General features: G+C 63.3%; 10 protein-coding genes. 7 read left to right on the forward strand and 3 right to left on the reverse strand.

What is annotated here, in order from left to right; genetic code table 11:
* Positions 1 to 24 precede the first annotated feature (24 nt).
* Together ACR42D_RS18060 and ACR42D_RS18065 are read left to right on the forward strand one after the other, a co-directional pair.
* Complete coding sequence (locus tag ACR42D_RS18060; protein WP_484568174.1) at positions 25 to 1926, forward strand: SurA N-terminal domain-containing protein; 1902 nt, start codon at positions 25 to 27, stop codon at positions 1924 to 1926.
* Positions 1927 to 2261: 335 nt separating this feature from the next.
* On the forward strand, positions 2262 to 2951 hold the full coding sequence (locus tag ACR42D_RS18065; RefSeq protein WP_484568175.1) for an MgtC/SapB family protein: 690 nt from the start codon (positions 2262 to 2264) through the stop codon (positions 2949 to 2951).
* A gap of 559 nt (positions 2952 to 3510) precedes the next feature.
* Here ACR42D_RS18065 and ACR42D_RS18070 read toward each other — a convergent pair.
* The 3 genes from ACR42D_RS18070 to ACR42D_RS18080 form a co-directional block, all read right to left on the reverse strand.
* Positions 3511 to 4080 carry a class I SAM-dependent methyltransferase gene (locus ACR42D_RS18070; protein ID WP_484568176.1) on the reverse strand — a complete coding sequence of 190 codons (570 nt, stop codon included), beginning with the start codon at positions 4078 to 4080 and terminating at the stop codon, positions 3511 to 3513.
* An 89-nt stretch (positions 4081 to 4169) separates the two neighbouring features.
* Positions 4170 to 5495, reverse strand: a complete 1326-nt coding sequence (locus ACR42D_RS18075) for a trypsin-like peptidase domain-containing protein (RefSeq protein ID WP_484568177.1) — start codon at positions 5493 to 5495, stop codon at positions 4170 to 4172.
* A 1-nt stretch (position 5496) separates the two neighbouring features.
* On the reverse strand, positions 5497 to 6342 hold the full coding sequence (locus ACR42D_RS18080) for a zinc metalloprotease HtpX (protein WP_484568178.1): 846 nt from the start codon (positions 6340 to 6342) through the stop codon (positions 5497 to 5499).
* Between the two features lie 225 nt (positions 6343 to 6567).
* Here ACR42D_RS18080 and ACR42D_RS18085 point away from each other — a divergent pair, with 225 nt between their 5' ends.
* The 5 genes from ACR42D_RS18085 (at position 6568) to ACR42D_RS18105 (ending at position 12664) form a co-directional block, all read left to right on the forward strand.
* Positions 6568 to 7896 carry an ATP-dependent 6-phosphofructokinase gene (locus tag ACR42D_RS18085; RefSeq protein WP_484568179.1) on the forward strand — a complete coding sequence of 443 codons (1329 nt, stop codon included), beginning with the start codon at positions 6568 to 6570 and terminating at the stop codon, positions 7894 to 7896.
* Between the two features lie 115 nt (positions 7897 to 8011).
* Positions 8012 to 9325 (forward strand): cytochrome ubiquinol oxidase subunit I, encoded by a 1314-nt coding sequence (locus tag ACR42D_RS18090; protein ID WP_484568180.1) that lies wholly within the window; start codon positions 8012 to 8014, stop codon positions 9323 to 9325.
* 25 nt (positions 9326 to 9350) lie between these two features.
* Entirely contained in the window at positions 9351 to 10400 is a 1050-nt protein-coding gene (gene cydB, locus ACR42D_RS18095) for a cytochrome d ubiquinol oxidase subunit II (RefSeq protein ID WP_484568181.1), read from the forward strand.
* A gap of 374 nt (positions 10401 to 10774) precedes the next feature.
* The gene (locus ACR42D_RS18100) at positions 10775 to 11341 is read left to right on the forward strand and encodes a TRAP transporter small permease subunit (protein WP_484568182.1); all 567 of its coding nucleotides are present in this window, start codon (positions 10775 to 10777) and stop codon (positions 11339 to 11341) included.
* Positions 11342 to 12664 (forward strand): TRAP transporter large permease, encoded by a 1323-nt coding sequence (locus ACR42D_RS18105; protein WP_484568183.1) that lies wholly within the window; start codon positions 11342 to 11344, stop codon positions 12662 to 12664.
* Positions 12665 to 12709 lie beyond the last annotated feature (45 nt).

Consider the following 12709-nt stretch of genomic DNA (forward strand, 5'->3'; position numbering starts at 1 on the left):
TTCATCATAGCTATCGGAGCAAAAATGTTAGAAATAATGCGCAACAACGCATCCGGCTGGATCGTCAAGATACTCTTTGCCGTCATCATCTTCATCTTCGTCTTCGCCTTTGGCATGTCCGGGCTGGACAACTCGGGCGATCCGACCGTGGCCACGGTGAACGGCCAGGTCATCTCCCGGGCCGAGTACGAACAGATGTATGAGCGCGCGTCGGAAAACCTCCGCCGGTCCAACCCGGATCTGCCCCCTGCGCAGCTCAGGTCCCCCGAATTCAAGCAGATGGTCCTGGGCCAGCTGATCAGCGAGAAGCTCCTTCTCGGCGAGGCCGAAAAGCTCGGCATCCGCGCCTCCGATCAGGAAGTAGCCCAGGGCATCGCCTCCGTGGCCGCCTTCAAGGACGCCAACGGCAACTTCGACAAGCAGCGCTACCTGGCCGCCCTGCGCGACATCCGCATGACCCCGGCCGAGTTCGAGGCGAGCTACCGCCGCGACCTGACCATGCAGCGGGTCAAGGACGCCGTGGCCGCTTCGGCGGACGTTTCCGAAGCCCAGGCCCGCCAGATCTTCAACTGGATCGGCGAGCGGGTCCGCCTCGACTACATCGAGGTCCTGCCCACCGACTTCCGCAAAGACGTGAAGGTCGACGAGGCCGAGATCGAGGCCTACTACAAGGCCAACCAGGACCGCTTCCAGATTCCGGCCCAGGTCACCCTGCGGACCCTGTCCTTCACCCCGGCCTACCTGGCCAAGTTCCAGACCGTGACCGACGACGAGATCGCCGAGTACTACGCGGCCAACAAGGACGCCATGCAGGAGCCCGAGCAGATTCACGCCCGGCACATCCTGGTCACGGTCAAGGATTCCGACTCCGAGGCCGACCGGAAGAAGGCCAAGGAACGCATCGACAAACTCTACAAGGAAGCCAGGGCCGGGGCCAATTTCGCCAAGCTGGCCGAAGCCAATTCCGACGGCCCCAGCGCGCCCAACGGCGGCGACCTGGGCTGGTTCGGCAAGGGCGCCATGGTCCCGGACTTCGAGAAGGCCGCCTTCGCCCTGGACAAGGGTGAAGTGTCCGAGCCGGTCAAGACCCGGTTCGGCTGGCACATCATCAAGGTCGAGGACAAGAAGGAAGGGACCGTCAAGACCCTTGAGCAGGCCAAGGGCGAGATCAAGAACCGCCTGGCCGAGGAAAAGGCGTCCGACAAGGCCAACGACCTCCTGGACCAGGCCACCGATCGCCTGGTGTCCGGCATGGCCCTGACCGAGATCGCCTCCGAGCTCGGCATCGAGACCGAGACCACCGATCCCATGCCCGGCCAGTACCTGGCCCAGACCTTCGGCATGTCCCCGGACACCGCCAAGGCCGTGGCCGACCTGGCTCCCGGCGACGCCTACAAGAGCCCGGTGGCCATCAACGGCGGGTACATGCTCGTGGAAAAGGTCGACAACATCGCCCCCTCGATCATGGCGCTGAAGCTGGTCCGCCAGACCATCGTCAACACCCTGAAGGAGCAGAAGGGCGCGGAACTGGCCCAGAACGAGGCCGACAAGATCCATGCGGCCCTGACCGGCCCCGACGCCGAGGCCGCCGCCAAGAAATATGGTGCGCGGATCAAGACCACCCAGCCCTTCAACCGCCAGGGCAACATCCCCGGCCTGGGCCAGAGCCAGCCCCTGGCAAAAGCCGCTTTCAGCGCCCAGGGCAAGAACTGGTTCGAACTGGTCTACACCATGCCCGGCGGCGGCGCCGTCGTGGCCCGGCTCAACGAGCGTATTGCTGCGTCCGACGCCGAATGGAAGGACCAGAAACAGTTCTGGATGGATCAGGCCGGTCAGAACTACCGCCGCGAGGCCGTGGCCGCCTTCATGGACGACCTGAGCAAGAACGCTCAGGTCGAGATCGCCCGGCCGGACATCCTGAAATAGACGGGCGCATTACCGATAAGTAAAAAGGGCTGCTCCTGATGGAGCAGTCTTTTTTTTTGCGCCTCCGGGCTCCGGGGCGTTGGCTCCCCCGGACCCCGATTAAGAACCTTTTGAAAAGGGGCAAGACTAGAACAGCGGTCTTTTCCGGGCAGGCATTCAGCGGCAATTCACCGAGATACAGGGCAAAAATAGTGAACCTTGACTGGAAGCGGCGAGGCGATCATTTTCCTGGCGCATGGCCAGGTAAGCGCCGTTTTTTCAAGATGACAGACTCGATACAGGGGCATAAGGGTTGAAGTGCCGGTTCCCCTTCGGCAAGAAAATTGAGAGGTACTATGTCGCATATACTGGATATCATCAGCAACGATTGGATTTTCGTCGTCCGCCTCCTGGTGGCCATGCTCCTGGGCGGCCTGGTCGGGGTGGAGCGGCAGATCAGGGGCCGGGCCGCGGGGTTGCGCACGAACATTCTGGTGTGCATGGGGTCGGCGGCCATCATCGTCACGTTCCAGAAACTCTCCATCGAGATGAACATGGGAGCGGACTCCGCCATCCGTATGGACCCTGCCCGCACGGCCGCAGGCGTGATAACGGGCATCGGCTTTCTCGGGGCCGGAACCATCGTGAAGAGCCAGGATTTCGTGCGCGGGCTGACGACGGCCGCCTCCATCTGGGTGGTCTCGGCCATCGGCGTGACGGTCGGCCTGGGCGAGTACGTCATCGCCGTCCCGTTGACCCTGCTGGTCCTGATCGCCCTGTACGCGCTCCATCGTCTGCCCATCAGCGGCGACCAGTTTTATTCGCTGCGCCTCGAATGGACAGGCGGTCTTGACCTGCTCGACGAGGTGACGGAACGGATTCATGAGGAACAGATCGAGATCATCGAACGCAACGTCTCCCGCCAGCCCAATACAAAGCAATGCCGGGTGAACTTGGGCCTGCGAATGCGGGACAGGCACCGCCGCGTCTCGTTCTTCGACCTGCTGCAGGCGGACGAACGGTTCACCGAAGTCGGCCTGAGCTGATCCCCTGAGAATGAACGAACAACGCCGGGCATCGCAGCCTGGTGTGCTGTTTTTCGATCGGCGGAAGCGAACAGGAGACTTTCGCCGCGGTGAACGGTCGGTTTGTCTGCCGCCTCTTCTTCGTTGGCTATTTGTTCTGTTCCCTGTTCGTGTGGTCTTGTCCCTTTGAAAAGGGTTCTTAAGCATCTCCCGAACTTTTTGTGTGCCGTCGGCAGAAGCGTGTGGGGACAGGACAATGAATTTTTCCGTGTGGGCGAAACCCCTCGAGACGGTTATCCACGCCGCCGACAGGGTTGGGCATAAGCCGCCCAATCAATCTTGCGACGTTTTATTACCCTGGGTGAGACTGTATTTTAATACACCACGCCTCCCCTCAAAAAGCTCTTTTTTTACCCACAATCTCCAACCGGCACGGCGGAAGGCACCCCGTCACGGCCTTGGGCCGCCGCACGCCCCTGAGCGAAGCGAACACGGGATTCTTAAGGCCCTCGGCCTTAAGCCGTCGGAGACGCCCGCCCGGCGAGAGCCCGCCGGAGGCTTTCCCTATTCAGCCCGCCCGCTACCCGGGCATCTTCACGACCGCGTAGAAGCCGTTCGAATGGTGCCCGTGCATGGTCTCGTAGACGACCTCTTCGAAGACCAGGGTGGTGAACCCGGAGAACAGGGCCTCCATGTGGTTGCGGTCGTGGTGGCGCAGGGTGCCGCCGTCGTCCACGTCGAACACGCCGTAGAGGCCGTATTTCTCCTGGCCGAGCTGGTAGCGGTCGAGGTTGCGGCGGTCGCGGTTGAGCAGGAAGTCGTTGACGTAGAGCAAGCCGCCGGGCTTGAGCACGCGCTTCAGTTCGAGCAGGGCCTCGGCCTGGGCGCGGGTTTCGAGCATACAGGTGAAGACCGCGAGCATGACGGCGGCGTCGAAGGTGTCGTCCGCGTACGGCATGGGGCCGCCGGGATAGGCCGCCAGGTTGAGCTCGGGGTGTTCGGCCAGGCCGCGTTCGACCAGGGGCTCGGAGAAGTCGATGCCGGTCAGGTCGGTGTACCCGGCCTGCGCCAGTTCGGCCATGATCCGGCCGTAGCCGCAGCCGAAGTCCAATATACGCGCCTTCGTGTCCGGGACGTGTTCATTGAACACATCGAGCCGGAACGGTGTGGTGAAGGTCTTGGCCGCACACTTCTCGGCCCAGTAGCGTTGTTGGTCGGGGGGAATGGGAAAACTCCTTGCTAGAGGGTCAGCCGGACGGTGTAGAGGTTGCGCCCCCGCTGGACGCGCATCATGACCGTCTTCTGCATGCGGTTTCGCAAAAAGGCGTTGAGCAGATCGATGCCCGTGCGCAGGCTGCGGTTGCCTATCTGGTGGATGATGTCGCCCTGCTTGAGGCCGAGCTTGGCCGCTGCCGAGCCCGGAACCACGCGGGTCACTTCCGCGCCGGTCCCCTTGTCGCGGTCGGCCAGTTCGAAGCCCCAGCGGTTGCGCACCAGCTTCAGGGCCATGGCCTTGTCCAGAACCTGGGGCCGAAGGTGCAGCCGGATCTCGTGACCGTCGCGCAGGGCGACCAGGTTGACGGATTCGGCCTTGGTCACGCTGAACAGCCGGGTCAGGTAATCGGTCTTGTTGGCCAGGGTCCGGCCGTTGAAGGAGGCGATCACGTCGCCGGGCTTGAGCTGGGCGTCGGCGGCCGGGGTGCCGGGATATACCTCGGTGACGAGCATGCCGCTGAGGTCCTTGAGGTCGAAGTACCGGGCCGCGGCCTGGTCCACGTCCTGGCCGAACAGGCCGAGCCAGATGGGTGAGACGTGGCCGGCGTCGAGGAGCTCGGCGATGACGTGCTTGGCCTTGTTGATGGGGATGGCGAAGCCGATGCCCTCGGCCCGTGCCTGGATGGCGGTGTTGATGCCGATGAGCTCGCCGTTGATGTTCAGAAGCGGGCCGCCGGAGTTGCCGGGGTTGATGGCCGCGTCGGTCTGGATGAAGCTGCCGTAGGCTCCGCCGTTGGTCTTCATGGGTCGGTTCAGGGCCGAGACCACGCCGGTGGTCACGGTGTTGGAGTAGCCGAAGGGGTTGCCGATGGCGATGACGGTCTCGCCGATGAAGATGCCGTCCGAGTCGCCCATGGAGACCTGGGGCAGGTCGTGGGCGTTCTCGAGCTTGAGCACGGCCAGGTCGAAGTCGGCGTCCGAGCCCACCAGTTCGGCCTTGAACTCGCGGCCGTCCTTGAGGCGCACGGCGATGTCGCCGCCCGAGGCGATGACGTGGGCATTGGTCAGGACCAGCGCCTTTTTGCCGTCGATGATCACGCCCGAGCCGAGGCTCTGGGAACGCCGGGGCTGCTGGCTGTAGTACTCCTTGAAGAACTGGTCGAAAAAGGGATCGCCGAAGGGCGAGCCGGAGCCCTGGACCGTGGAGGTCACGGTGATGTTGACCACCGAGGGGCTGACCGCTTCCACGGCGCGGACCACCGGGGTGCGGCGGTCGGCGGCATGGGCCGGGACGGAGGCGAAGCAGACAAGGAAAAGGAGAAGGAGAAAAGGGGAAACGGAACGGTGCATGTTACCTGCCTTGGGCCATGGCCCGGAGACGCGCGATGCGGTCTTCGATGGGCGGATGGGTGGCGAACAGGGACGCGGCCCGGCGTCCGCTGAACGGATTGACGATGAACAGATTCTCGGTGACCGGGTTGCCTTGAAGCGGCACCCGCTGGGACGCGGCGTCGAGCTTGGCCAGGGCGTCGGCCAGGTCGTCCGGGTTGGACAGGCGCGCGCCCGTGGCGTCGGCCAGGTATTCGCGCGACCGGGAGATGGCCATCTGGATCAGGGTGGCGGCTATGGGCGCGAGAAAGGCCATGGCCAGCGCGGCCAGGGGGTTGCCGCCCTCGTCGTCGCGGGAGAAGCCGCCGAAGATGGCGGTGAACTGGAGCATGTTGGCGATGAACACGATGGCCCCGCCCAGCACGGCCGCGATGGTCTGGATGAGGATATCCCGGTTGACAATGTGGCCGAGTTCGTGGGCCAGTACGCCCCGGAGTTCGTCGGGGTCGAGAATGTTGACGATGCCGCGCGTGACCGCGACCACGGCGTTTTGCGGGTTGCGGCCGGTGGCGAACGCGTTGGGCGCGTCCTGGGGGATGAGCACGATGCGCGGCTTGGGGATGCCCGCGGCCTGCGCCATCTCGCCGACCACCCGGTGGATGTGCGGCGCGTCGCCCGGGGACAGGGGGCGCGCCTTGTACATGCGCAGGACGATCTTGTCCGAATACCAATAGCTGCCCACGTTCATGAGCATGGCGAACCCGAAGGCCAGGAACAATCCGGCGCGGCCGCCCATGGCCCCGCCAAGGGCCATCAGCAGGCCGGTGAGCAGGCCCAGAAGCAGCAGGGTTTTGATCTGACTGGTCATGAAATCCATATCCTCCGGTCATCACGCGATACAGCGAAATCAGTAGATAGGTATTTGCCCGGAAAGGTCAAGACCCGATGCGCCGCCCCGCCCGGCGCAATGCGGCGATCCGGTGTTTTCCAGTTATAGTATTGAGAAAAAACACAGATACAGTTTGCCCATGGGAAGAAATCGTTATAATACGATAGGCCAAAGGACCATTGCTGAATTCGGGAGGTCGAGACAATGAAAGCATGCAACTCCGAGAGCCCCACGCCCAAATCCACCGAAATTTCCACCGTCGGCACGGCCAAGATCGCCAATCCCATCAAGTTCGGCAAGTTCGTGGAGGAAGAGGACGCCGTGCTGGTGAACATCTCCCGCAGGACCGTGGAGGGCTCGCCCAAGAGCCGCAAGAAGGTCGAGCACACCTATTTCGAGCCCGCCGGTCCCCGTGACAAGATTTACTACGACCCGAGCAAGACCAAGTGCGCGGTGGTCACCTGCGGCGGGTTGTGCCCGGGCCTGAACGACGTGATCCGGGCCATCGTCATGGCCGCCTTCCACGAGTACAAGGTTCCGTCCGTGCTCGGCATCCAGTACGGCCTGGCCGGGTTCATCCCCGAGCAGGGGTACGACGTCGTCGAGCTGACCCCGGATTTCGTCTCGCGCATCCACGAGTTCGGCGGCACGGTGCTGGGCAGTTCGCGCGGGCCCCAGGACCCGGAGGCCATCGTGGACGCCCTGGAGCGCATGAACGTCTCCATCCTGTTCATGATCGGCGGCGACGGGACCATGCGCGCCGCCTCCACCGTGGTGGGCGAGATCGCCAAACGCGGGCTGTCCATCTCCGTGGTCGGCCTGCCCAAGACCATCGACAACGACATCAACTACGTCTCGCCCTCGTTCGGCTTCGACACCTCGGTGGAGACCGCGGCCATGGCCATCAAGGGAGCGCACGTGGAGGCCACGGGCGCGCCCTGGGGCATCGGCATGGTCAAGGTCATGGGACGGGACGCGGGCTTCATCGCGGCCCAGAGCGCCCTGTCCTGCCAGGAGGTCAACTTCTGCCTCATCCCGGAGGAGCCCTTCGACATTCACGGCGAAAACGGCTTTCTGGCCGCCCTGGACAAGCGTATGAAAAAGAGCGGCAACGCGGTCATCGTGGTCGCCGAAGGCGCGGGCCAGGACCTACTGGAGGAATCGGGCAAGCAGGACGCCTCGGGCAACGTCAAGCTGAGCGACATCGCCGCCCTGCTCAAGAGGGAGATCCTCGACCACTTTCGCAAGCAGGACATCGAGGCCACCCTCAAGTACATCGACCCGAGCTACATCATCCGCTCGGTCCCGGCCAACGCCAACGACCGCATCTACTGCTCGTTTCTGGGCATCCACGCGGTCCACGCGGGCATGTCCGGCCGCACCGGCCTGGTCATCTCCCGCTGGAACGGCCGCTACGTGCATATCCCCATGGGGGTGGTCACGCGGGGCAAGAAGCGCATCAACACCTGCTCGAACTACTGGAGGGCCGTGCTCGAATCAACGGGCCAGCCGTTGACCATGAAAAATGATTAATGGGAACAATAATTATTCTTGATTTGTTGACGAGCCGGAGGTATGCATCTCTGAACGTTAAGCATTTTGTTAACGTCTAGAGGTATGTCAAAGCAATATCCACAAGGGGGTTTGTATGGATGTGCTGATGCTTTCCCGGCTGCAATTCGCCGCAGCCACCATGTTCCACTTCATTTTCGTGCCGCTGACGCTGGGGTTGTCCGTCCTCATCGCGTGCATGGAAACGGCCTACGTACGCACCGGCAACGAGGTGTACAAAAAGATGGCCAAGTTCTGGGGGAAACTGTTTCTGGTGAACTTCGCGCTCGGCGTGGTCACCGGCATCACCCTGGAGTTCCAGTTCGGCACCAACTGGTCCCGCTACTCCATGTACGTGGGCGACATCTTCGGTTCGCTGCTGGCCATCGAGGCCACGGCGGCCTTCTTCCTTGAATCCACCTTTATCGGCGTCTGGCACTTCGGATGGGACAAGCTCTCGCCCAAGGCCCACGCCATCACCGCCTGGCTGGTGGCCGGAGCCTCCAACCTGTCGGCCATCTGGATTCTCATCGCCAACGGGTTCATGCAGAATCCCGTGGGCTACGTTCTGCGCAACGGCCGGGCCGAGCTGACCGACTTCTTCGCGGTCATCACCAACAAGTACGCCTGGCTCGAGTTCTTCCACGTGGTCCCGGCGTCCCTGCTCCTGGCGGGATTCTTCATCGTCGGCATCTCCGCCTGGCACCTGCTGCGCAAGAGCAACACCGAGTTCTTCCAGAAATCCTTCAACCTGGGCATCTCCGTGGCCCTGGTCTTCGCCCTGTTCACCGCGGCCGAAGGCCACATCCACGGCAACAACCTGTCCGACACCCAGCCCGCCAAGCTGGCGGCCATGGAGTCCCACTGGGAGACCCAGAAAAACGCTCCCATGTATCTCCTGCTCATTCCCGGCGAGGACGGCAACGTGCTCGAGGCCCTGCCCCTGCCCGGCGTGCTGAGCTTCTTGGCCTACAACGACTTCAACGCCGAGGTGAAGGGACTGAACGACTTCCCCAAGGAAGACCGGCCTCCCGTGGTCCTGTCCTTCCTCTCCTTCCGGCTGATGGTCGGCCTGGGCACCCTGTTCATCCTGTTGGCCGGCTTCGGCTTCCTGGTGCGCAACAAGCTGGACAACTATCCCCGTCTGCTCAAGGTGCTGCCCTTCTGTATCCCGCTGCCCTACTTCGCGTTGTGGGCAGGCTGGACGCTGACCGAGGTCGGCCGCCAGCCGTGGATCGTCTACGGGCTCATGCGCACCTCGGACGCGGTCTCCCCGGTGGGAGCCGGTGAGGTGGGCTTCACCCTGGTGCTCATGACCATTCTCTACGCCCTGCTCGGCGCCATCGGCATCTGGCTGATGGTCAAGCTGGCCAAGAAGGGTCCCGAGGACAACACGCCCATCCAGGCCTAATCCCAGCGAATAAAGGAGAAAATCTATGACTACTTTGATGGAAACCGGTTCGCTGCACTACTACCTGGCGATGATTTGGTTCGTCCTCTGGGGTGTGCTCTGGGCCGTCTACTTCATCCTCGACGGCTTCGACCTGGGCGTGGGCACCCTGCTGCCCTTCCTGGCCCGGTCCGAGGGCGATAAAAGGGCCATCCTCAACTCCACCGGTCCCTTCTGGGACGGCAACGAAGTCTGGCTCATCTCGGCCGGCGGCGTGACCTTCGCCGCCTTCCCCTACGCCTACGCGCAGATGTTCAGCGGGTTGTACCTGGCGCTCATGCTGCTCCTGTTCACCCTGATCGTGCGCGGCGTGTCCTTCGAGTTCCGCTCCAAGGTGGAGAGCCCGGCCTGGAAAAAGGCCTGGGACACCGCCCACGCGGTCTGCTCCTTCCTGCCCGCCCTGCTGCTCGGCGTGGCCTTCGGCAACATCTTCCAGGGCATCCCCCTGGACGAGACCGGGTTCTCCCAGGCCGGACTGTTCGGCCTGCTCAACCCGTACGGCATCGCGGGCGGCATCCTGTTCGTGACCATCTTCATGATGCACGGGGCCCTGTGGCTGTGCATCCGCACCACCGGCGAGCTCAAGGCGCGGGCGGAAAACGTGGCCACCAAGCTGTGGCCCGGCGTGGTCGTCCTGACCGTGCTGTTCCTGGCCTACACCGCCATGTCCACGCAGCTGTTCGCCAACTACCTGGTCTACCCGGTGCTGTTCGTCATCCTGCTGCTGCCCGTGGCCGGTCTGGTGCTCATGCGCACCTACCTCGGCGCGGGCAAGTACTGGATGGCCTGGGCCGCCAGCGGCCTGTACATCGGCGGCACGGCCCTGTTCGGCGTGGTCGGGATCTTCCCGGCGATCATCCCGTCCAACCCCAACCCGGCCAACAGCCTGACCATCATGAACTCGGCGTCGAGCCCCCTGACGCTGCAAATCATGCTCGGCGTGGCCTTGGTCTTCGTGCCCATCGTCATCGGCTACCAGGCCTGGGTCTACAAGCGGTTCGCCACGGCCATGACCGAGGATGATCTGCACTACTAGGGAGGGGCTTCCCTGAAGCGAATGACGCCCGGCCCGACAGATGTCGGGCCGGGCTTTTTTCGTCCTTATGCGGCGGAAAACCGTTCCCGGCCCGGTTTTTCCCTGTCGCGGGCCCGTCACCCGGATACATTCATCGGCAGCCGGAGCAAAAAGCCGCGCATACGAACCGCCCGGCAGCCCCCGCCATGCCTGGCTTTCAGCCGCCCTCCGCCCTTTCTATCTTTTTACAACCCACCGCAGTTCTGCTAGGTTGCACCAATCTTTGCACAACCCGTAAGGGCATTGAGGCCGGCCCCGCGTGAGCGCCGCCTGGCAATGCTTTCATATAATTCGTTATCTGGCGACACGTCGCCGCTTTTCAAGGAAGGATTTCGATGGCAATTCTGCTCGGTTTAGTGCGAAGCATCGACCGGCTCAACGAATGGGTCGGCAAACTGGCGGGGTACATCTCCCTGCTCATGGTCGTGGTGGTGACCGGGGACGTGATCATGCGATACGCGTTCGATACCACCTTCGTGGCGGTCCAGGAACTGGAATGGCACCTGTTCGGGGCCATGTTCCTGCTCGGCGCGGGCTACACCCTGCTCAAGGACGAACACGTGCGCGTGGACGTCATCTACCAGCGCCTCAGCCGCAAGGCCCGGGCCTGGATCAATTTTCTCGGCGTGATCTTTTTCCTGCTGCCCGGTTCCTTCCTGGTCCTTGGCACCTCCTGGAAGTTCTTCAGCATGTCCCTGGCCATCCACGAGGGGTCGCCCGACCCCGGCGGGCTCCCGGCCCGCTACATGCTCAAGGCGTTTATCCTCATCGGCTTCGTCCTGGTCGCCCTGCAGGGCGTGTCCATGGGCGTCAAGGCCTTCCTGGAGATCATCGGCAGGCCGTATGAACCAGCCCCCGGAACCACGGAAAAGGCCCACCCGGCCGAAGTGGAGGGCGCGTAGATGATGGAAGCGCTCCCCCTGATCATGTTCGGGGTCCTGACCCTGCTTTTGATGGTCGGCTTTCCCGTGGCCTTCACCCTGCTCGGCACCTCCCTGGTCTTCGGCTTCATCGGTTTCGGCTGGGACCTCTTCAACCTGCTGCCCATGCGCATCTGGGGCACCATGACCAACCAGACCCTGCTGGCCGTGCCCCTGTTCATCTTCATGGGGGTGATGCTCGAACGGTCGGGGCTGGCCGAGGATCTGCTCGAGACCATGGCCCTGCTCTTCGGGCGCATGTGCGGCGGCCTGGCCGTGTCCGTGGTCATCGTGGGCATGCTGCTCGGCGCGTCCACCGGCATCGTCGGGGCCACCGTGGTGACCATGGGGCTGATCTCCCTGCCGACCATGCTCCGGCGCGGCTACCAGACCGAACTGGCAACGGGCGTGATCGCGGCCTCGGGCACGCTCGGGCAGATCATCCCGCCGTCCATCGTGCTTGTGCTCTTGGGCGACATCATCGGCGTGTCCGTGGGCGACCTGTTCATGGGCGCGGTCATTCCGGGCATGCTCCTGGTCGGCCTGTACTGCGTCTACATCATCGTCTACTCGCACTTCAACAAGGCCTGCGCCCCGACCATCCCGGACGACGAGTGGCAGGCGATCCTGGCCGCCGGGCTGTGGAAACGGGTCTTCAAGGCGCTGGTGCCGCCGCTCTTGCTGATGACCTGCGTGCTCGGCTCCATCTTCGCGGGCGTGGCCTCGCCCACCGAGGCGGCGGCCGTGGGCGCGTCCGGCGCGGTGATCCTGTCCATGGTCAACCGGCGGTTCACCTTCGCCCGTCTGCGCGAGACCATGATGACCACCACGGTGCTGACCTCCATGGTATTCATCATCCTGGTGGGCGCGGGCGCCTTCGGCCTGGTCTTCCGGGGACTGGGCGGCGACCACGTCATCCGCGACTACATCACCCACCTGGCCTTCGGGAAATGGACCGTGATGCTCATCGTCATGACGATCATCTTCGTCATCGGCTTCTTCCTGGACTTCATCGAGATCACCTTCATCCACATCCCGGTGCTGGCCCCGATCATGCACGACTTCGGCTTCAACCCCCTGTGGTTCGCCATCCTGTTCGCCATCAACCTGCAGACCTCGTTCATGACCCCGCCGTTCGGCTTCTCGCTCTTCTTCCTCAAGGGCGTGGCCCCGCCGTACGTGCGCACCGGGCAGATATACAAGGGCATCATCCCCTTTGTCCTGCTCCAGCTCCTGGGCCTGGGGCTGGTGATCATCTTCCCGGAGCTGGCCACCTGGCTCCCCACCGTGGTCTTCGGCGATTAACGGCCTGAAAAAACAAGCCCCTGCCCCCTGTGGGCAGGGGCTTTT

The organism is Pseudodesulfovibrio sp. lm2024 (genome assembly GCF_051175575.1).
Taxonomy (GTDB): Bacteria; Desulfobacterota; Desulfovibrionia; order Desulfovibrionales; family Desulfovibrionaceae; genus Pseudodesulfovibrio; species Pseudodesulfovibrio caledoniensis.

What these genes read in the sequence shown, in the direction of transcription:
- ACR42D_RS18060 (WP_484568174.1), top strand. Translation starts at nt 25, where the DNA reads ATGTTAGAAATAATGCGCAACAACGCATCCGGCTGGATCGTCAAGATA.
- ACR42D_RS18065 (WP_484568175.1), top strand. Translation starts at nt 2,262, where the DNA reads ATGTCGCATATACTGGATATCATCAGCAACGATTGGATTTTCGTCGTC.
- ACR42D_RS18075 (WP_484568177.1), bottom strand. Translation starts at nt 5,495, where the DNA reads ATGCACCGTTCCGTTTCCCCTTTTCTCCTTCTCCTTTTCCTTGTCTGC.
- ACR42D_RS18080 (WP_484568178.1), bottom strand. Translation starts at nt 6,342, where the DNA reads ATGACCAGTCAGATCAAAACCCTGCTGCTTCTGGGCCTGCTCACCGGC.
- ACR42D_RS18085 (WP_484568179.1), top strand. Translation starts at nt 6,568, where the DNA reads ATGAAAGCATGCAACTCCGAGAGCCCCACGCCCAAATCCACCGAAATT.
- ACR42D_RS18090 (WP_484568180.1), top strand. Translation starts at nt 8,012, where the DNA reads ATGGATGTGCTGATGCTTTCCCGGCTGCAATTCGCCGCAGCCACCATG.
- cydB (WP_484568181.1), top strand. Translation starts at nt 9,351, where the DNA reads ATGACTACTTTGATGGAAACCGGTTCGCTGCACTACTACCTGGCGATG.
- ACR42D_RS18100 (WP_484568182.1), top strand. Translation starts at nt 10,775, where the DNA reads ATGGCAATTCTGCTCGGTTTAGTGCGAAGCATCGACCGGCTCAACGAA.
- ACR42D_RS18105 (WP_484568183.1), top strand. Translation starts at nt 11,342, where the DNA reads ATGATGGAAGCGCTCCCCCTGATCATGTTCGGGGTCCTGACCCTGCTT.